The sequence below is a fragment of the Natronospirillum sp. genome (assembly GCF_022565775.1).
Lineage (GTDB): Bacteria > Pseudomonadota > Gammaproteobacteria > Pseudomonadales > Natronospirillaceae > Natronospirillum.
This window is the reverse complement of the sequence record NZ_JAIUMC010000006.1, coordinates 39,749-59,895: the sequence shown is the minus strand read 5'-3', so window position 1 is coordinate 59,895 and position 20,147 is coordinate 39,749. Positions and strand designations below refer to the sequence as shown.

Here is a 20,147-nt window from a genome sequence, read left to right as displayed (position 1 = left end):
GCTCACAACAGTTTTCAGGCCTCCTCAAAACGTCTATCGGTCACCATTTGTAAATACTCTTGTGCCTCGGTGCGCAAACACAGGAGTGCGCCCGATCTGGCAGTTCATGACAGCTGACCCTCATTGTCGGTAATAGTCAGACCGGTAATGGCCTGTATCAATCCATCTTCAGTCACTTGCTCGGCATTGAACTCTGCCGTGATGCGGCCGTCGTACATGGCGACAATGCGATTGCTGACTGTCAGCACTTCGGGCATTTCGGAGGAAATCACCAGAATCGCATAGCCGGACTTGGCCAGTTCCTTGATGAGTGCATGTATTTCGGCCTTGGACCCAACATCGATACCCCGCGTGGGTTCATCCAGAATCAGTAGCTTCGGGTGCGTCGACAGCCACTTGCCAATAACGATTTTCTGCTGGTTGCCCCCACTGAGATTGCTGACTTTTTGCTGCGCGCTTGGTGTCTTTATTTTCAGACGGTCGTGATAACGCTGAAACACCTTGGCTTCGGCCCTGCCGCTCATGAACCCCCAGCTGTTCAGGTTTTTCAGATTGGACAGACTCATGTTGTCACGACAGCTCAGCACGGGAATCAGCCCCTGTTCCTTGCGACTCTCAGGCACCAGGGCGACGCCCAGCCGCACGGCATCGGTCGGTGACTTGACCTGCACGAGCTTGCCTTCGATTCGGATTTCGCCGGACTTGGCCGCCCGAACACCAAAAATGGTGTCGGCCACTTCGGTGCGCCCCGCGCCTATCAGGCCGTACATGCCGACGATTTCACCGGCGCGCACGGTCAGGTTTATATCGTGATACTTGCCGGGGAGGCTCAGATTCCTGATTTCCAGCACCTGCTCACCGAATTCAGTTGGCTTGGCGCTGTTGTCCCGTTCCAGGCTGCGGCCGATCATCATCTTGGTTACCAAGTCTTCGTCCGTGTCAGCCGTATTGACCGTGCCCTGATAAGCCCCGTCCCGCAAAACCGAGATACGCTGGGACAGGGTGAATATCTCGTCCATACGGTGGGAGATGTAGACAATACCGACACCCTTGTCCTTCAAGTCATTGATGACCTTGAACAGAACCGGTTTTTCATGATCGGTCAGTGAAGCCGTCGGCTCATCGAAGATGACCACCTTGGGTGTGAACACCAGCGCACGGCCAATCTCCACCATCTGCTTGTTGGCAATGGACAGCCCACCCACCATATCACTGGACTTGAAGCTGCAATTCAACTGCTGCAATATCGCGTCAGTCTTCTGCCGCAGCAGCTTCCAGTCGACCCGATTGAATGCCTTCTTCGGAAGACTTCCCAAAAAGATGTTTTCTGCCACAGTCAGGTCATCGACCAGGGACAATTCCTGGTGAATCAGCAGCACACCCTTGTGCTTGGCGGCCATGGGCGTATCAAATTGTTCCGTTTGTCCGGACAGAACGATACTGCCTTCTTCCGGCTGATATTTGCCAGCCAGGACCTTCATCAACGTGGATTTGCCGGCCCCGTTCTCTCCCACCAGTGCATGAACTTCTCCTGGACGTACATCGAAGCTGACATCATTCAGAGCTACTACGCCGGGAAAGCGTTTGGTGATGTTCTGCAACGCCAATACGGGGTGAGTCTGATCCGGCTTCTCGATTGTTTCGTTTGTTTCGACGGGTTGTGCGGTCATGCTGCAGCCTCCCTTCCCGCTTTGCTTCGGGTTGTGTACTGGTCCAGCATAAGCACCGTGATCAGGATCGTGCCCATGATGACCAGAACGTAGAACGAAGGTACCTGCAAAAGATTCATGCCATTGCGCAGAATGCCAATGGCGAGTACACCACCCAGAGTGCCGATAATACTTCCCGAGCCCCCGGCAATTTTGGTCCCGCCCAGCACCACCGCGGTGATGGTCCACAGTTCGTAGTCACGCCCCAGATTGGGGGTGGCTGCACCCATCTGCATGGACAGAGTGATTCCGGCCAGCGCGGCGAAGAAGCCGACGATCATGAAGTTGATGACCATGTGTCGACCCGCCCGGATCCCTGAATCGAGCGCCGCCTCAATATTACTGCCGACGGCGTAGGTGTCACGTCCGTGCACCGTTCGCGTCAGAATCAGGTGCATCAACAGGGCGAATCCGAGGAAGATGATGGCCAGGGTGGGAATTCCGGCGAAGGTGCTCGTGCCGAAATCGGAGTAGGAAAAATCCATGGCAAAGTAGGACTGTTCCTCTGTATACACGAACACCAGGCCCCGTACACCTTGCATGGCGCCCAAGGTGACGATGAACGCATTGACACCGGTCTTCCAAACGATCATGCCGTTGAGAAACCCCAAGGCAGTGCCGGTGGCCAATGCGATCAGGATGGCCATTGGAATACCGACATATTGCTGAAGATCTACCGCCAGCACAGCAGACAAGGCCACAACGGCGCCGACCGACAGATCAATGTTGCCGTTGATCATGACGTAGGTCATGCCCAGTGCGATCAGGCCAATGGTGGAGGTCTGAATCAGAATGTTGAAGAGGTTGCTCGCCGTGAAGAAGTATTCGGACATGAAACCGAAAAAGACCAGCAAAACAATGACAAACAACCAGATTGGCTGCACGCGTCTTATCATGGATAGTATTGTTGAATTCATTATTCCCACCAGATCAAGAATGCGTTGTGAACAGTTTTTTGCGCTGGTTGGCCAGATCCATCCAAACCGCAACAATAATAACCACCCAGGTAACCAGCCACTGGGTGTAGTAGGGCTGTCCCATCAGCAAGAGGCCGTTCTGGATAAATCCGAGAATGAGCACTCCGATGACGGTTTTCCAGATGCCGCCGGAGCCGCCCAGCAAGCTGGTGCCGCCCAGAATGACCCCGGCCAGGACCAGCAGTTCGTACCCCTGGCCCACGTTGTTCTGTGACCCCATCACGCGGGATCCGAGGATCAGGGCCGCACAGGCGACACAGAAGGCAGAAATCAGATAGGTACTGAAGACCATTCGGTTGCTTCGAATACCGGAATAAAGTGAGCCGACAGGGTTGCCACCAATGGCAAAAACCTTGCGTCCGTAGCTGGTCATTTTCAGAATCACATGCATGATCGCGGCGAGCAGAAAGAACATGACAATCGGTGTTGCAATGCCCATTACCGAGCCACGACCAAAAAACCCGAACCAGGTGGGCCGGTTGGTGATATCCACATTCTGTCCGCCGGTGTAGATCAGCGTTATGCCCTGAATGGCAGAGAGCATGGCCAATGTCACAATGAGCGAATTCAGCTTCAGATACCCGATCAGCACTCCGTTGACGGCACCCAGCAGGAGTGTGAAAAAGAACATCATGGGAATGGCCAGTTCCGGACCCACCTTGTCATGCAGATCAACCACCAGCACGGTGGCAAACGACAGCATTGAGCCTACTGACAAATCGAGATTGCCCCCGATGACCACCACAGTCACGCCGATTGCTATGACGCCGATAATCGAGGCCTGCCGCAGAACCGACATGACGTTACCGGTTGTGAGAAATCGCTCGGAGAGGAGCGAAAAGCCGAGCAGGAACAAGATGAACACCAGCAGAATGCCGTGCTGTGTCAAGAAGGCGAGGATCTTCTCCCGGCTGAAAAAGGGAGACAAGGTCTCCCAGGCAATGACAGGCTTGGTCGCCATAATACAGATACCCCGAATGATGACCTGATTTTGTAATTGTTGGACATTTTCTGCGCGAATCATGAGCGCCGTATACCAACTTGGGTACACGACGCTCATCTGCCAATCAGAAGACCGGCTTGTCAAACTCGTGCATATTGTCCTGAGTGATCTTCGGAGTATCGAAGTAGTTCAGGAAGGGCACCTCTTCGCCGTTTGCCACGGCAATGGCGGTTGCCAGCGCGTTGCGGGCATCTTCCACCGGCGACTGGTAAACGGAACCCCAGTAGTTGCCTTCTTCCATCGCCTCGTAGCCGACTGCAAAGTTGGTAGCGCCCACAAAGATGATTTCGTCGGCACGGTTGGCTGCCAGCGCCGCATTGAGTGCACCCACACCCATGTTGTCATCACCGGAATAAACGCCGTCGATGCGATCATACTTGGTGAGGAAGTTTTCCATCACACTCTGAGAGCGCTCACGGTTCCAGTTGCCGGGTTGAGTTTCCATCAGGGTCACACCCGGGCACATTTCAGCCAGACGCTCTTCGAAGCCCTGGGCGCGCTCCATGGCGGTGGTATATCCGGGCTGTCCGGCGATCTGAACGATTTCACCCTCGCCGCCCAGAGCGTCACACATCATCTCTGCAGAGTAGGCACCCTGAGTGATATTGTCCGGGCCCGAGAATGACTGGATATAGTCGAACCCGGCGTCTGCGATCTGGGAGTTGGTGACCACCACAGGGATCCCTGCACTGTGCGCTTGACGCACAGCAGGCACCACTGCCTGGCCATCAGTCGGCCAGATGATGATCGCATCGACTTGCTGTTGAATCAGGTCCTGCATTTGACCGATCTGACGAGCCACATCACCACCGGCATCCAGCACGATGGTCTCGACGTCGGGGTTTTCTTCTGCAGCCTCGATGAAGGCGCGCTCGTAAGTTGTCTGATAGCTGTCCACGCCAACATTGTTTTGTGTGATGCCAATGCGAAGTGACTGTGCATTCACACTCGCAGACGCGACCAGCATAAGTCCCAGGCTCAATGGAATCAGTTTTTGGTTAGTCATAGCACTTTCCTGTATTGTATTTGTTGTTAAACACATTGCGTCATTGGATAGGGCCTTCGACGCAATGATTTCGATAGTAGGTTTCACTCCGCTGAACCGGCAAGCAATCCGCTGCTGAATAATATCCATATTGGATATTCTACTTGCTCTCCCAGGCAGTGATTTTTCGTGCCACACAGTCATTTCTGAAAGCCTGCCTTTACATACGGTGTGCCAATGGGCAAAGATCAGATCGTCCACATTGGTTATTCAGGTGAGTTATGTCTCAGAATCAACCCGAAGGGCCTTATGATCTGCTGTCCTCCCGGCCCCAGGCCGATATTTCGAATACCGAATTGGCCCGGCTGATACGCTTCGTCGAGCAATTCGAGTCCGAGTCGGAAGCAGCGTTGTCCATGAAATCAGGCTATCGGGAGTTGCGCATGATGGTGCATCTGATGCGCAATCATCTGGAGGGCCGTCTGACTACTCCGACCTCCCTTGCAGCAGCCAGCGGCTTGTCCTATGGCACTGCCATGCGAGGGATAGACAGTATTATAGAACGCGGGCTGATTGTTCGGCGCCCCAGGACACGAACAGGCAAGACATTTTCGCTGCACCCCTCGGATACGTTGATCAATGACTGGCAGGATTTCGCGCAACGCATCAAGACAATGATCGGCACGGCATTTGGTTTCCCGGACAGCGACGTTGGCGCCGGCTTCTTCTTTGGCGCTTCACTGCAGAGCGCGAAGATAATACCGCCACCGACCGTGCTGTCACGGCAACTGGAGCTGAGCGGCCAGTTGCGCATGTTGTTGCATGCGGACCCGACCTTCATGTCCATGCACAACCTCAAAAAACAGATCGAGAATATTTTCGGCACGCCGATCCGCAACAAAGCCCTGTCAATTGACCGATTGCACGACGAGATACGGGCCAATGCGGCCCTGGCTGAATCCAAATATGACATCATTGCGTGCGACCTGCCCTGGTTCGGTGAACTGGCGTCGCAGGATATTCTGCTGCCCCTGGATGACCTGTACGCCGAAGGCAAGCATGACCTCTCGGACTTTCACCCTGAAGCGCTTACCAGCGCCAGCTATGAAGGAAAGCAATACGGTATACCCGTGCAGCCGTCACCCGAATTGCTATGCTATCGGGAAGACATCTTTCGTGAAGCCGGACTGAATCCACCGCACACCATCGAGCAGACTGTCGAAGCCGCAAAACGTTTGAACAGTCCGTCGCGTGGGGTACATGGTATTGCCTGGAATGGCGCGCGCGGCACCCCACTCGGCCACTCTTTCCTGATGATGATGTCGGCCTTTGGTCAGCCGATTCTCAATCTGGAGCGCAGGCACCTGGGTTATTCCTACAGCAAGCTGAAAGCGGACAACTGGCGCCCCATGTTTCAGTCCGAGGCTGCCGAGATGACGCTGGAGTACATGAAGGCCTTGCTGCCGTACTCACCCAGAGGGACACTCGACATGTCCTGGTATGACAGGGCCCAGGTGTATGCTTCAGGGCGTGTTGCCATGGCCTATTGCTACAGCATACTGGCGCCGCTTTTCGAGCTGGACAAATCCTCTCCAGCCTTTGGCCATACCGGTTATCTGCCGCATCCGCATGGCCCTGGAGGCTCACCCATCGCCCCGCTTGGCGGCTATGCACTGGCCATACCGGCCAATGTTGCGCCGGAGCGCAGAAGCGCCATATGGACCGCGATGAAAACCCTGACCTCTGCCGGCCTGAGCAAGCTCTACATTACCAACGGCAGCGTGGTCAGTGCCCGTTTCAGTGTCAGCAGAGATCCTCAGGTGGCACAGGTGTCCCCGGTGATCAGCATTGTCGACAAACTGGCCAGGCAAGACCAACTGCAAGCCTGGCCAAGACCCCCGGTACCGGAAATCAACCAACTGGTACAGATTGCCGGAGAAGAAGTTCATGACGCCTTGTCTGGTAAATCCACCGTTGCCGAAGCACTGAAGAAAGCCCAGAACAGAGCCGATCAGTTGATGCGGGACAATGGGCGGTACAAGTAACTGAGGGATAGAGTGGTGCCCGACATGAACGATGCAACGACAGTGAGTTACGACCTTTATCTTTTCGATCTCGATGGAACCATCAGCGACCCGATTCTGGGCATTGGTCGCTCCTTCAACTATGCGCTCACTCACTTTGGTTACGAGCCCCTGAGCAATGATCAGATTGGCCCCTGCATCGGCCCGCCGCTGGATACGTCGTTCGCGCGGATTACCGGGACCGAGTCGCAGGCTGAAGTGCTTGAGCTGGTTGCGAAATACAGAGAGCGCTATGCGGAGATCGGGTTCGCGGAGAATACGCTGTATCCGGGTGTGAAAGAGGTGCTTGAAACCTTGTATGAACGCGGCACAAGAATGGCAGTTTGTACGTCCAAACGCAGGGATTTTGCTGAGCGCATCCTTGAGCGCTTCGAACTGGCACACCTGCTCAACTTTGTGGACGGTGGGGACGTCGGCATCGAGAAGTGGCAGCAGATTGCAGCCATGCGGGAGGACGGGCGACTGACTGGTAGTGCCCTGATGATTGGGGACCGTGCGGTAGACCTGGAGGCAGCCCGCAGAAATGACATTGTGGGTGGTGCGGTGCTGTGGGGATATGGCTCTGTTGAAGAGCTGCAGTCAGAGTCGCCCGGGCACTGGTTCCGCTCGCCGAAGGACTGGCTGGCAGTGCGTTGCGAAGATTTTCAGGTATAATTCCGGTCGTCCGGCTCAATGCCGGCAGCGTTCTCAGGGCGGGGTGAAATTCCCCACCGGCGGTATCTGACGTAGTCAGGATGAAAGAGATCGCGAACCACCTGATAATTGCCGCGCTTGCGCGGTCGTTGTTGCGTACTCGCGCGCCCTGATTCTGGTCAACCAATGTCATTGCGACTTGCAAGGAAACCCATGAATCAGTCTACCAATACCCGCAACACCTCTGTGGCCGTGATTTCGGCGTCCTGGCACGCCGATATTGTCAATCAGGCCAGCACCACCATAGAAACCGAACTTAAGCTTACCGGCACTGATGTTCTGGTTGAACACATCCGAGTGCCAGGTGCCTATGAAATCCCGCTGCATGCCAAGCTGCTCGCCCAGACGGGCCGTTATGACGCCATCATTGCCTGTGCTCTGGTGGTGGACGGCGGCATCTACCGGCATGATTTTGTGGCTCAGGCGGTAGTCGATGGCCTGATGCGTGCTCAGCTTGATACCGAAGTACCGGTATTCAGTGTGGTACTGACGCCGCATCATTTTCACGAGCATGATGAGCACCTGCAGTATTTCAGGGAGCATTTTGTCAAAAAGGGCAGGGAAGCAGCGCGCGCCTGCCAGGAAACGCTGACCAGTCTCAGAGCCATCACCGGATAAGTGAGCTGGGATGACAATTCAGCCCACCCGCGCAGTTGCCGGGTGGCGGACGCAGCGCGCGCTATGTGATTGCTTCGGAGTCGTGAATCATGAATGAATATATCGAACACCTGCAAGAAGTCTTCGCGCACTTTGGGCCGGTGAGCGCTCGCAAGATGTTTGGCGGCTATGGCCTGTATCACGACGGCGTCATGTTCGGCCTGGTGGCCGACAACACCCTCTACCTGAAGGTAGATGCGATCAACAAGCCTGACTTTGAACAGCTAGGGCTGGGCCCGTTCGAATACAACAAGAACGGCAAGCTGATGAAGATGTCCTACTATCAGGCACACGAGGAAATCATGGACGACCTCGAACTGGCCGCCCAGTGGGCAAGAAGCGCCCATGAAGCCGCGCTCCGGTCGCGAAAGTGATATCAATACCAGCCAGGCCTAGAGGCCCTCACCCGGTGTGAAATCCGGAATGGGTGAAGAGACATCGATAATGCCGCCCTCGGGGCTCTCTAACACCAGGCGGCGCTGGCCGTAGAAGGTGTCTTCCGGCTCCTTGAGTACCGTGAATCCCCGTTCCCGAGCCATTCGGAACACGGCGCCAGCATCCTCGACAACAAACGTCGTAAAAAAGCCCCCGGACTGAGGTTTGACGCCAGTCGGCAGCATGTCGCTGTCGGCACTGAGGATGCCCAGTTCGAGCTGACGTCCAGGTGAGATCAGATGCACGAACCAGTCGCTGTCATAGTCGACCTGAAAATCGAACAGGGTGGTGTAATACGCCTTACTGTTTTCCAGATTATCTGACAGCACATTCAGCAGCAGTCGGTTGATGGCTTCCATCGGGTTTCTCCGGGTCAGTGTTTGACCACAGCTTAGGGCTTTTTGCTGCGCCTTGATTGGAAAAAAGCGACCTCTCTGCCTTCACGTCGCCATCGTATGTCCGGTTTCAGGCCCTTGAAGTAGTCTCCGGGTGTTGTGCCGGACAGGCTGCGAAACTCATTGCTGAGATGGGACTGGTCGTAATAGTCCCCCCGGGTCGCAATGTCCGAGAGGGCGGGGGCCGGGTCGGACTGCATGGCGAGTTGCAGGCGCAGGATGCGCACCAGCTGTTTTGGGGTGTAACCCGTGTAGCGCTTGACCTGGCGTTGCAGATGGCGACTTGAAATGGTCGACGGGTGACTCAGGGCTTCGAGTTCGTCAGCGTCAGAGGCACTGAACAGTTGTCTCAGAAGTCCAATGACCTGTGGCTCTCTGGTCGACCGCCGGGCAAACAGGGGACTGAGCAGGTTCTGAACCAGCGCCAGCCTGTGTTCATTCCGGTCGACGCTGGCCATAGTCGCGGCCAGTTCCTTTGCCGGCTCCCCAAGCAGGTCTCCCGGGGCGAAATATCGATCAATGAAATCAGGCCCTTCAATGCCTGTCAGGTAGGGGATGCTGAAGGGGTAGAGGCAAACACCGAACAGCCCGAAATCCTCGCTGAGGCGATAGGTCAGGCTGGTGGTGGTCTGGGCAATCAGGGCGGACTTGAGTTGCTGGCTGCACTGGCTCGGGTCGGCCTGGCGACAAAAGCCACCGCGAAAAGCGAAGATCAGTTGCGTGCAGCCATCGACCGGAGTTCGGTGGAAATAGGGATCCTCTGCTGATGCGCGACCTTCGAATACCCAGATAAACTTGATGAAAGATTGCAGGTCGGCAGGCGGGGCAAGGAACTCAAAGTTGTCTATCATGTGGTTGTCCTTACCCATGAAGAAAGTGTTTTAAGGGCTTTGTTACCCCTGCCAGGAGCACTTGTTCAGTATCACATCATCGGTCATAGATGTGGCCCTGTTCTCGAATCTGATCAATCAGTGGCTGGCGCCACAAGTCGAGGTCGAACTTTTCACTCAGCACATAAAGCTCGAATTCGTCGGTTGCTGTGCCGGCGGACCAGAGCCGTTGTCCTCCGGTCAGGATCTGGTACTGCATGACGGTCGAGGCGGCTCGCAAATCCACGAGATCCAGATCGATATCCAGCTCATTGGCCAGTTTGTTGCCCAAATCCCAGAGCGTGACCTTCTCGACATAGCCCGCTACCAACACGGCCAGGTCCAGGTCGCTGTCAGGCCCTGCATTCTGTTTTGCCTGGCTTCCGAAACTGTAGATTCCCATCAGCCCGGGCAACGCCTGGCGCAGCCTATTGCAGATGATGGGTGCTGATTTCTCTGGGTTTATCACAGGCATGCCAAGGTCAGATAAGTGCATCAAAGCGTCAGGCAACTGTACCTGCTGCTATGAGTTTAGGCAATTGAAGCGCACTGCTCCTGATCTGCCACGACCAATCCGAATAGGCTGAAGAATCAGGTCTTCCAGAAAGGCTTGTTGGCCTCACGACGCAGCTCCCCGGTTGCGATGCCCACATCTTTTTCCGTGCGGGCCACATCCATCTCCTGCAGTTCCATGCGCAAGCGCGACCGAACGCTGTGGCGCCAGCGCCAAACCCTGAGGGTCGCCCTGACACGCTGCGAAAGTGGCTCCGCAGTTTTGGCCTGTAAGCCACTACTGTCCCGTAAGTTCTCCATTAGGTTGTCCTCCATAAAATATGAATTGAGGCAGGCCTGTAATTGCCATTAAACTGCTCTATAGTGGCTTGTGCCATCAGTCTTTATTGAAGGGGGCGTTCGTATAAAATGAACATAAAGCTGGATAAGCTGCGCTCGTTCGTGCTCGTTGCCGATGAGGGCAACCTGACTCGAGCCGCCAAACGAAGGCACACCACGCCCTCGGCCGTCAGCGAACATTTGCGGCAACTGGAAGACCAGTTCGGCCTGACCCTGTTTGACCGCTCCAGCCGAGGCATGGAACTCACACCGGAAGGCCGAAAACTGCTGCCACCAGCTCGCCAGGCACTGATGCAGATCGCTGAGCTGGACGAGATTGCCCGCCAACTGCGCTGTGAAGCACCAACCACACTGGTGTTGGGTCTGAATGCGCCGCCGGAGTACCTTAAGGTCGATCAGTTGTTGCGTCGGGTGGCTCAGGAAGTGCCCGAAGCCAGACTGGAACTGGTCACCAGTAATTCCTATCTGATCACCGATCAGGTGCGCGAGGGTAAAATGGACTTGGGCTTCATGTACGGCACCCCTGCGCACGAAGCGGTTAAGGCCATTTATCTGGCGGATATCGAGTTCTGTGTGGTCGGCCCGCCCGACAGCGAACTGAGTGCTCTGCCGCCCGACCCGGAAAAGCGTCGCGCTCTGCCCTGGATATGGGCATCCGACAAGTGTCCGATAACGCACTTGATGCCCAACATCATTGGCTTCGAGCGCGAACAGACGCGGGTGGTGTCCGATTCCGAAGACGAGCATGTCACACTGTCAATGATCAGGGCCGGCCTGGGGTACGGTGTGGTGGAAAGAGAGATGTCACAGCACTGGGCTGACCGGGGCAGCGTGCGCATCCTGACAGACCCGCCCATCAGGACTGCTCTCAACCTGGTGGTGCGCCCTGATAGCCGGGAACACAAGCTGATAGCCGCCATCATCGAAGTGGTTCACGGGCTCTGGCAAGACCAGGGCACGACGGCCCCGGAAACGTCGCCGGAATCGGACCTATTGGCCCGCACCTTCATCCAGAAATGACAACACCGCCTTTGCCACCAGCGCCGGCACCTCTCGGTGGGGAAAGTGGCCTATGCCGGGCAGCAGGGTGCGTTGGTAGCGGCCGCTGAAAAAGTGTTCCTTCCGGGCAGAGCTGTCAGGGTGGTTGCAGGTGTCCGTGTCGCCGTGCAAAACGAGGGTAGGGACGTCCAGCACCGGTGCCGGGTTCAGGCTGACCTCATCACCATGATAGTAGGGCATGCCCGTTTCGAATCCCCAGCGGTGGCGGTAGGAGTGCAGTACGACATCCGACCATTCCGGGTTTCTGAACGCTTGCTGGGCTTGCTGAAAGTCGGCTTCTGTATACCATCCGGCGGGCGACCAGGTATCCCACATCATGCGGGTAAAGGCCTCGCGATCCTGCCGCACGGTGTGCGCCCCCCGTTCCGTCGCCATATACCAGTGATACCAGTAGTTGCGCACCTGAACCAGCGACAGCTTTTGCTGCGGATCATTGGTGCCATAACCCACCGACATCATCACCAGATGGCGGGCAACACCGGGCACAAGGCCGCAGGCGTTGCTCGCCGCTCGCGCGCCCCAGTCGTGCCCGATGAGCACAGGCTTGTCCAACTGCAGGGTGTCAATGAACTCAAGCAGGTCTCGGCCCAGTGCCGCGAGCTGGCCTCCGCGTCGGTCCGCCGAGCGAATGGAGGTGGGGCCAAAACCACGCAATGCCGGCGCCAGGACTCGATATCCCGCATCAGCCAGCTTTTCCGCAACGCCCGCCCATCCCTCCGGACAATCCGGCCATCCATGCAACAGCACTGCTGTGTTGACCGGTTCACTCTGCTGCGGCAGCCATTCAAGATACCCGATGTTCAGTGAGTCGGTATTGATCAGATGATAGTCGTTCACTGTGTATCTCCCTTGTCGACTGACAGACACAGAGTATTGGAAAATAGGTTATCAATTGATTAATAATAGGCTCATATTAACAACGATATGTTGTGAGTGTGTTAAATGCCTTTTCATCGGGCCAGCCTGGATATCCAGTTGCTGCAAAGCTTCATTGCCGTGGTGGAGTACGGTGGGTTCGCGTCTGCGGCAGAGCAGTTGGCGCTCACCCCCGCGGCCGTCAGTGGACATATCAAACGACTGGAGCGGTCTGTTGATGTGCCCCTGCTGGCGCGCACAACACGATCTGTTCGACTGACCTCAGAAGGAGAAATGCTGCTCAGCTATGCACGCAGTATTGTTGATCTGGAGCGCGAGGCGCATCAACGGCTAAAGGGCGACACTATTGCAGGACGGGTTCGTATTGGCGCTACAGAGGATTTTGCCAGTGCCTGGTTGCCCGGTGCTCTGAAGGCATTTCATCGCCGTCATCCCAGGGCTTCGGTTGAACTGCGAGTGGGGCTGACGTCACACCTTCTGGCCCGCATGGAAGCAGGAGAGCTGGATATGGTGTTCGGCAAGCAGTGTGACACTGTGCCCAACCAGGGCAGCCTGTTGTGGCGTGAGCCCATGGTATGGGCTTTTTGCGCGAACAGTGAAGGTATTGGTCAACAGGTGGTCCCTCTGGCGGTTTTCCCCGACACCTGTGTGTACCGGCAGGCAGCCACCAATGCACTGAACCATGCTGGCCGGGAATGGCGGATCGCCTGCGAGAGTTTCAGCATGACGGCCTGCCTTGCCGCGGCGCAGGCTGGTCTGGCCGTTGCCCCTGTGGCTGCCAGCCAAATGTCGCCGGGTCTGCGCGCCTTGAGTGAGGCCGAAGGTTTTCCCGAACTACCCACCGTCGGTTTTTTGCGTTCAGCCAGGAGAACAGCGCCGCTGTCCATGCATTAATGGCTGACATAAAAGACATGAGGCTGCATCGCTGAGGCCAGCAGTCACCCCCGCCGCCTTCTGCCATCGTCGCCATACCACTGCTTTTTCTGCTCGTACATGCGCTTGTCCGCCAGTTGCAGCACTGTCTCGGCGGGCGCCTCTTCCGAACTGGCAACGCCAACGCTCAGATGCAGCGTGATGCTGACTGATTTACCCTCAGCGGTAGTCAGTTCGACCTGACGACCGTGAACGCGTGAGAGAATACGCTTCTCGAGCGCCTGGGTACTTTGGCCAGATTCATCATCACAGAGAATGACAAATTCGTCACCACCATATCGATACAGCCTGTCATTGCCTCTGCAGGTCTCCTGCAGCGCGTCTGCCGCCTCTCGAATGAGCTGGTCGCCCGCTTCATGGCCGTGCTGATCGTTGACGCCTTTCAGGTCAATCAGATCAACCAGCAGCACAGCAAAATGCTCAGCGTCATTCTTCTGCTGTCGAGATTGGGCCTCGGCCAGTTCGGCATCCAGTTGTCCGCGGTTGTAGGCCCCGGTCAGGGCATCTTGCTCCGCTGCGACCTTCAGTTCCATGGTCAGCAATTTGTTGCTGATGGCGGTGCCAAGCTGCTTTATCAGCAGCGGCAATGAGGTGTCGTTATCGTCAGGGCTCGGCAGGGCCTGGGTGATCAGAAAGCCGCGCAAGTGGCCAAACTGCTCCGGCAAGGGATAAAGCAGGCAGCGCGCCTGCCCGGCACCGATATCAATTTCGTGCCGATCCGGAAGTTCACTGCCAAGGGCAGCCACCTGAGTTCGAATCAGAGTCTGCTGAGTAGCCACAAGATCGTCTGTAAAGGCCGCAAAGTGCACATCATCTGTCATTTCCTGATCTTTCAGCACGAAACCAAAGGACCGATCGGGGTAAAGCCGTTGCAGTTCGGCCAGAGCCGAGTCCACCATGTCTTCAAAATTGTCCGCGCGATCCGTCAGTTCGGTCAGTGTCAGCATGGACTGAAACACCCGGTTCGAGCGTTCTACAGCCCGCTTGATACGCAACAGCCTCTCGCTCTGTGCGTTGAACGCGAGAGAGACACCGAAAATGTACAGCAGCAATGTCAGTAGAATATAGCCGTTGATCGCCAGGGGTGCCGTGGGTGACCAGGAAAACCCGGAGACCAGCACCACCGCCAGCATGCCCAGCACGAAAAAGCCCATGGCACGCAGGAACTGCAGGGCACCGCCCGTCATGGTGTTGTTCAGCACCACTGTGGTCAGCAGGGCAAATGAAATGACTGCCGAGAATTCCAGGTGCGCTACCCAGAACCCCAACACAAAGGAGTCGACCATCATCGCCCGAAATTCAATGGTGTTTCTGGCCCGGCGCCAGTAGTCGAACCAATAGACAAGGTGGGGGTAAAGCAGGAAATACAGGCCCGCCAGCAGGATATTCCAGTGCGACCACCCCTGTTCCAGGGTCAGCCAACTGACGGCCACAAAGGTAGCCGCGAACCCGAGCGTTCGGGGGAGTCGATTGATTCTGGTCAACAGTGGCATTCGCCAGGTCGACTGCGTTATCTCACGCTCACTCACAGTTTGCCTCTGGCAGCCGATGCAGGTTCAGGCGCTGTCCTGCTTTTTCTAATATTTGAATACGATAAAGCTTTGCACAATTGCCGGTAAAGCACAATTTGAACAGAGATCGACAAGGACTTGAAATACCAGCGATAAAGCTGCTCCAGTCCTGTTTAAGCCCTCCAGTTCGGTCTATCATGGGGTACTAGCCCTGAGGTTACGTATGCACTCTCTGACCGAGTTCCAGGCCACTATCAATGACCAGACCATCAGCGTAGGTGATCGGGAAACTGTGCTCGAAGCCGCTTTGCGCGAGGGCCTGCCCTTTCCGCACAGCTGCCGAGTCGGTGGTTGTGCCAGTTGCAAGTGCCAGCTTACCTCGGGACAGGTGCGCGAGCTGACTGAATCCGGTTACCTGCTGAGCGGACCCGAGCTGGCGAGCGGGCACATTCTGGCCTGCCAGAGTGTGGCCCGAAGCGATCTGACCATCCGCGTTGAACTGCCTGAGAGGGTTGCCGGGCGGGTCACGGCTCAGCAGGCACTGACACCGCGCATAATGCGGCTTGTCGTGCAGCTTGAAGCGACCTTTGACTATCAGGCCGGGCAGTATGCACAGCTTGAACTGGCCAGCCTGCCCGGTGTGGTCAGGCCTTACTCCTTTGCCACGTCGCCACAGGCCGATGGCCAGGTGGTCTTTCTTGTTCAGCACGAACCGGAGGGGCAGTTTTCCGGTGTGGTGCACAGTCGGGATCTGGTCGGTAAGTCGGTTACCCTGACTGGCCCGCTGGGTCAGTTTCAGTTGCAGCCGGGCACGGCCCCGTTATTGTTTTTTGCCACCGGCAGCGGTCTCGCGCCCATTCTGGCCATACTGCACCAGGCTCTGGCAGCAGGCGAGCAGCGCCCGGTGACACTGGTCCTGGGGGCCCGGCATCTGGAAGATCTCTTTGCTCTCGAAGAACTCGACGAGCTGGCCCGTGCATGGCCTGCCGAGATGCGGATTGTGCCAGTGCTGTCAGCACCCCGGGTCGCTGACCACTGGAGCGGTGCCCGCGGGCGCATTACCGACCATATTCCAGACACCATTGTGCCTGATACTCAGGCCTATTGTTGCGGCTCGCCGGCCATGGTTGACCAGGTGGCAGCCTTGCTCGCGCAGAAGGGCGTCGATGAAGACAATATTCATGTAGATCGGTTTACTCCCCAGCCCGGCGCGGCTGCTGAAGATGCCAGCAGGGGGGATGACGCTGAAACCGTCCAAGGTGCAAAGACTGCGTCAGTCTGGCACTACCTGAAATTTGCCCTGTTTCATGTTGTCGGCGTGGTCGCACTGCTCAGTATACTGGCCGGTGGTGCCGCTGTTTCGTTCGGCCTGCTGGCGATTCTCGTATTCTATGTGGCGGGTGATGCCCTGTCAGGCAACGACACCTCGCGGCCAATCTACCGCTACCCCTTTCTATTGACGTTGCAGCTCTGGCTGGCCTTGCCGTTGCTGGCGCTCATTGTCTTTGCTGCGGTTTGGCAGATAAGCCCCGGAGACCCGCTCGGTTTTGGTCAGGTGCTCACGCAGTTGACCGGCTATGACCTGCTGGTCGCCAAGGCTGCGACTGCTCCGGGGCACTGGGTGTCGATGTGGCTGCTGACAGGACTGATGATCGGAATGATCGGTACCATTACCGCGCATGAATTGACCCATCGTACCTGGGACAAGGCCTCACTGTGTATTGGTCGCTGGCTGCTTGCCTTCAGTTTTGACACTGCTTTCTCAATCGAGCATGTCTACGGCCACCACCGCTATGTTGCCACCCGTGAAGACCCCGCCACCGCACCGCGTGGGCGCCATGTCTATCACCATATGGTGGCCTCCACCTGGACGGGCAATCTCAGTGCCTGGCGCATCGAACGGGCTCGCCTGAAGCGGCGGGGGTACAGGCTGTTCGGTCATCATAATGCGGTGTTGCGCGGCTATGCCATGAGCCTGTGTCTGCTCGCCGCTGCGTGGGCCCTGGGTGGCTGGGTCGGTGCTGTGTTCTTCACGTTAGCCGCGCTTTGGGGCAAAGCACTGCTGGAGGTCGTGAACTATATGGAACATTACGGCCTGGTGCGCAATGCGACCACCCCTGTTCAGCCCCGGCACTCATGGAACACCAACAAGCGTCTGAGTTCATGGTCGCTGTTCAACCTGACGCGTCATTCCCACCATCATGCGCAGGGTGAGGCACCGTTCCATGAACTGTCGGCCTATCCCAATGCACCCATGATGATCAGCGGTTACCTTTCGACCATTCTGGTGGCGCTGATCCCGCCGCTGTGGCATCAACTGATGACCCCAAGATTGCTGGCCTGGGATGAGCACTTCGCCAATGAGGAAGAGCGCAAACTGGCTGCAGAAGCCAATGCGAGCAGTGGTGTGGCGAGACTGGTCCGAGCAAGCATCCGCCAATAGACCTGGGCCACCTCAAGTCTCGGGCACGGAGATTTCGCCCAGCAGCCACTCACGGAACTCGCGGGCGATCGGGCGTTCACTGCTGGTCTCGGCACTGACCACAAAGTAGGCCTGCTCGCAGTGAACAGGTCGATCCATGGCGACTTGCAGCTTGCCTGCGTCGAGTTCCGGACTCAGCAGGTCCCTGGAGCCCAGCAGCAAGCCCTGTCCGGCCAGGGCGGCCTCCAGCGTCAGCAGTCCATTGCCAAAGCGCAAGGTTCTGAACGACTTGGCCTGTTCAAGACCTTGCTGCCGCAGCCATTCTCGCCAGCCGCACAGATCTTCAAAGTGGGCCAGGGTGCCATCGCACAGCAGCGGGTTGTCTTTCAGCAATGCCATGTCGCGGGTCTTGGATATCAGGCCAGGCTTGCACATGGGTACCCGCTCCAATGGCATCAGCCGCTGAACTTCCAGGCCCTCATAGTCGCCATAACCCAGACGCACCGATACATCGATACCAGCCCGTTTCATATGAGCCAGTCCGAATCCGCTGCCGCGAGCCTGGTCAACCGAGTGCAGGCTGGCCTGCAGGCGCACTTCGGCCTCCGGGTAGCGGGCATAGAAGCGATGCAGACGGGGTACGATCCACTTGGTGGCGAACAGGGGCTCTGCGCAGACCGTAATGACCTTGCCTTCCTCACTGTGCAGGCGAATCTTGTCGACGGCCTGAGCCAGCGCCTGGAACCCCTCCTGCAGCTCAGGCAGGGCCGCCCGTGCAGCCGGTGTGAGGCTGACGCGGCGATGATGGCGCACGAACAGGTCTACGCCCAGATAATCCTCCAGCGCCTTGATCTGGTGGCTGATGGCCGCCGGGGTGACATTCAACTCTTTCGCTGCCAGGGCGAAGCTTTTGGAGCGGGCAGCCACCTCGAAATAGGAGAGCGCAATAAGCGGGGCGCGTTGTGACATTCCGGATACTCTTCAGGCCAGCCAGGCGCCCGGTAATGGGCGCTACCGCCTGCTACTATAGCAAGCAAAAAAGGCGGGACACTAGCTCCGTTGCCCTTCAGCCAGTCGCTGCCGCAGGACGAACTTCTGGATCTTTCCTGTGGCCGTGGTGGGCAAATACTCGAAGAAGATTTTCTTCGGCGCCTTGAAGCGGCTCATGTTGTTCTTGCAGAAGTCGATCAGTGCCTGCTCCGTCAGCTCACTGCCGTCAATCCGCTGTACGAACGCGGCAGGGACTTCACCCCATTTTTCATCGGGCATGGGGACGACCGCTGCGAGTTCGACTTGCGGGTGGCGCTGGATGATTTCCGCGACCTCCAGAGACGAAATGTTCTCGCCGCCCGATATGATGACATCCTTGGAGCGATCGGAAATCTTGATATACCCATCGGCATGCACAACGGCCAGGTCGCCGGTATGGAACCAGCCCCCCGCAAAGGCTTCTTCCGTTGCCTTCTCGTTGCGCAGGTAACCCTTCATGACAATGTTGCCCCGGAACATGATTTCACCCACCGTCTTGCCGTCCGCCGGCACCGGCTCCAGGGTGTCCGGATCAAGCACTACCACGTCTTCCTGCAGCGGGTAGCTAACACCCTGCCGGCCGTTGAGTTCCACACGCTCTTCCAGGGTGCACTCGGCCCAGTCCTTCTGTTTGGCACACACGGTCGCCGGGCCATAGGTCTCGGTCAGCCCGTAGACGTGGGTCAGTTCGATCCCGATGCGCTCCATCTTGGCCAGCACGGAAGCGGGAGGGGCGGCACCGGCAATCAGGCCGGCCACCTTGTGTTCTATCGGTGTGGACTGCACGGCAGCTTCGGCGAGCATCGAGTGGACAATGGGTGCCCCGCAATAATGAGTGACCCGGTGTTGCCTGATCAGGTGCAGAATACGCTCCGGGTCGACCTTGCGCAGGCAGACGCTGGTGCCACCCAGGGCGGCCAGCGTCCAGGGAAAACACCAGCCGTTGCAGTGAAACATCGGCAGGGTCCACAGGTAGACCACATTCGAGGCCAGCCCCCAGGACAGAATATTGCTGACCGCATTAAGGTAGGCCCCCCGATGGTGTGACACGACGCCTTTGGGGTTGCCCGTTGTGCCGGAGGTGTAGCCCAGGGTGATGGCATCCCACTCATCGATCGGGGCAGAGCAGTCAGTCAGCTCGGTTCGTCCGGCCAGCAGGCTTTCATATTCCAGATCACCCAGCGAGGCACTCTGATCAAATTCCGGGTCGGCCACAGTGATCACCAGCGGTGCTGGCCCCTGTAACTGCGTCAGCGCCTGATTCACCACGTCAATGTACTCCGGGTCTACCAACAGCAGCTTGGTGTCACTGTGGTCGAGGATAAAGGCCACAGTGGCGGCATCCAGGCGGATATTGATGGCGTTCAGTACCGCCCCAGTCATGGGTATTCCGAAATGTGCCTCATACATGGCCGGCACATTGGGCAGCATCACAGAGACAGTGTCTCCGCGACCAATACCGAAGCCTGCCAGCACCGAGGCCAGTTGGCGACACCGCTGCCAGGTCTGTTGCCACGTATAGGTGGTGGCACCATAGATGACGGACGGACTGTCCGGCCAGACCGCAGCAGCCCGCTTGAGAAAGCTCAGCGGCGACAGCGCCACGTGATTGGCAGCTGTCTTTGGCAGCGCCTCGTTGAATGCACTGGGCTCCATCA

At 57.2% G+C, this 20,147-nt stretch carries 18 protein-coding genes; 7 read left to right on the top strand and 11 right to left on the bottom strand.

Annotation, left to right across the window (positions count from 1 at the left end):
• Positions 1 to 104: 104 nt before the first annotated feature.
• The 4 genes from LAT62_RS02970 to LAT62_RS02955 form a co-directional block, all read right to left on the bottom strand.
• Positions 105 to 1,670 (bottom strand): sugar ABC transporter ATP-binding protein, encoded by a 1,566-nt coding sequence (locus tag LAT62_RS02970; RefSeq protein WP_293378723.1) that lies wholly within the window; start codon positions 1,668 to 1,670, stop codon positions 105 to 107.
• On the bottom strand, positions 1,667 to 2,626 hold the full coding sequence (locus LAT62_RS02965; RefSeq protein WP_293378720.1) for an ABC transporter permease: 960 nt from the start codon (positions 2,624 to 2,626) through the stop codon (positions 1,667 to 1,669). The genes LAT62_RS02970 and LAT62_RS02965 overlap by 4 nt, the downstream gene beginning before the upstream one ends.
• A gap of 13 nt (positions 2,627 to 2,639) precedes the next feature.
• Positions 2,640 to 3,647, bottom strand: coding sequence for an ABC transporter permease (locus LAT62_RS02960; RefSeq protein WP_293378717.1), 1,008 nt, complete (start codon positions 3,645 to 3,647; stop codon positions 2,640 to 2,642).
• 106 nt (positions 3,648 to 3,753) lie between these two features.
• The gene (locus tag LAT62_RS02955) at positions 3,754 to 4,695 is read right to left on the bottom strand and encodes a sugar ABC transporter substrate-binding protein (RefSeq protein ID WP_293378714.1); all 942 of its coding nucleotides are present in this window, start codon (positions 4,693 to 4,695) and stop codon (positions 3,754 to 3,756) included.
• 260 nt (positions 4,696 to 4,955) lie between these two features.
• Here LAT62_RS02955 and LAT62_RS02950 point away from each other — a divergent pair, with 260 nt between their 5' ends.
• From LAT62_RS02950 to LAT62_RS02935, 4 genes are all read left to right on the top strand, one after another.
• Positions 4,956 to 6,719: an extracellular solute-binding protein gene (locus LAT62_RS02950; protein WP_293378711.1), complete on the top strand. Its 1,764-nt coding sequence runs from the start codon at positions 4,956 to 4,958 to the stop codon at positions 6,717 to 6,719.
• 24 nt (positions 6,720 to 6,743) lie between these two features.
• Positions 6,744 to 7,412, top strand: coding sequence for an HAD family hydrolase (locus LAT62_RS02945; RefSeq protein ID WP_293378708.1), 669 nt, complete (start codon positions 6,744 to 6,746; stop codon positions 7,410 to 7,412).
• Positions 7,413 to 7,604: 192 nt separating this feature from the next.
• Positions 7,605 to 8,069 (top strand): 6,7-dimethyl-8-ribityllumazine synthase, encoded by a 465-nt coding sequence (locus tag LAT62_RS02940; RefSeq protein ID WP_293378705.1) that lies wholly within the window; start codon positions 7,605 to 7,607, stop codon positions 8,067 to 8,069.
• Positions 8,070 to 8,158: 89 nt separating this feature from the next.
• The gene (locus LAT62_RS02935; RefSeq protein WP_293378702.1) at positions 8,159 to 8,482 is read left to right on the top strand and encodes a TfoX/Sxy family protein; all 324 of its coding nucleotides are present in this window, start codon (positions 8,159 to 8,161) and stop codon (positions 8,480 to 8,482) included.
• Between the two features lie 18 nt (positions 8,483 to 8,500).
• Here LAT62_RS02935 and LAT62_RS02930 read toward each other — a convergent pair whose 3' ends face one another.
• From LAT62_RS02930 to LAT62_RS02920, 3 genes are all read right to left on the bottom strand, one after another.
• Positions 8,501 to 8,902 carry a VOC family protein gene (locus LAT62_RS02930; protein ID WP_293378699.1) on the bottom strand — a complete coding sequence of 134 codons (402 nt, stop codon included), beginning with the start codon at positions 8,900 to 8,902 and terminating at the stop codon, positions 8,501 to 8,503.
• Between the two features lie 32 nt (positions 8,903 to 8,934).
• Entirely contained in the window at positions 8,935 to 9,789 is an 855-nt protein-coding gene (locus tag LAT62_RS02925) for a helix-turn-helix transcriptional regulator (RefSeq protein WP_293378696.1), read from the bottom strand.
• Between the two features lie 76 nt (positions 9,790 to 9,865).
• Complete coding sequence (locus LAT62_RS02920) at positions 9,866 to 10,282, bottom strand: nucleotidyltransferase domain-containing protein (RefSeq protein ID WP_293378693.1); 417 nt, start codon at positions 10,280 to 10,282, stop codon at positions 9,866 to 9,868.
• A gap of 446 nt (positions 10,283 to 10,728) precedes the next feature.
• Here LAT62_RS02920 and LAT62_RS02915 point away from each other — a divergent pair, with 446 nt between their 5' ends.
• Positions 10,729 to 11,679, top strand: a complete 951-nt coding sequence (locus LAT62_RS02915; RefSeq protein WP_293378690.1) for a LysR family transcriptional regulator — start codon at positions 10,729 to 10,731, stop codon at positions 11,677 to 11,679.
• Here the strand turns inward: LAT62_RS02915 and LAT62_RS02910 are convergent.
• The gene (locus LAT62_RS02910; RefSeq protein ID WP_293378687.1) at positions 11,650 to 12,555 is read right to left on the bottom strand and encodes an alpha/beta hydrolase; all 906 of its coding nucleotides are present in this window, start codon (positions 12,553 to 12,555) and stop codon (positions 11,650 to 11,652) included. The two genes, LAT62_RS02915 and LAT62_RS02910, sit on opposite strands and share 30 nt — an antisense overlap.
• Before the next feature lie 105 nt (positions 12,556 to 12,660).
• On the opposite strand from LAT62_RS02910, the gene LAT62_RS02905 reads away from it, so the two are divergent.
• Positions 12,661 to 13,488, top strand: a complete 828-nt coding sequence (locus LAT62_RS02905) for a LysR family transcriptional regulator (RefSeq protein ID WP_293378684.1) — start codon at positions 12,661 to 12,663, stop codon at positions 13,486 to 13,488.
• Positions 13,489 to 13,532: 44 nt separating this feature from the next.
• On the opposite strand, the gene LAT62_RS02900 is transcribed toward LAT62_RS02905, so the two are convergent.
• Complete coding sequence (locus tag LAT62_RS02900) at positions 13,533 to 15,020, bottom strand: diguanylate cyclase (protein WP_293378681.1); 1,488 nt, start codon at positions 15,018 to 15,020, stop codon at positions 13,533 to 13,535.
• A gap of 241 nt (positions 15,021 to 15,261) precedes the next feature.
• Between LAT62_RS02900 and LAT62_RS02895 the strand changes: the two genes are divergently transcribed.
• Entirely contained in the window at positions 15,262 to 17,481 is a 2,220-nt protein-coding gene (locus LAT62_RS02895) for a fatty acid desaturase (protein ID WP_293378677.1), read from the top strand.
• Positions 17,482 to 17,493: 12 nt separating this feature from the next.
• On the opposite strand, the gene LAT62_RS02890 is transcribed toward LAT62_RS02895, so the two are convergent.
• The gene (locus LAT62_RS02890) at positions 17,494 to 18,429 is read right to left on the bottom strand and encodes a LysR family transcriptional regulator (protein ID WP_293378674.1); all 936 of its coding nucleotides are present in this window, start codon (positions 18,427 to 18,429) and stop codon (positions 17,494 to 17,496) included.
• Positions 18,430 to 18,510: 81 nt separating this feature from the next.
• On the bottom strand, positions 18,511 to 20,145 hold the full coding sequence (locus tag LAT62_RS02885; protein WP_293378767.1) for an acyl-CoA synthetase: 1,635 nt from the start codon (positions 20,143 to 20,145) through the stop codon (positions 18,511 to 18,513).
• Positions 20,146 to 20,147 lie beyond the last annotated feature (2 nt).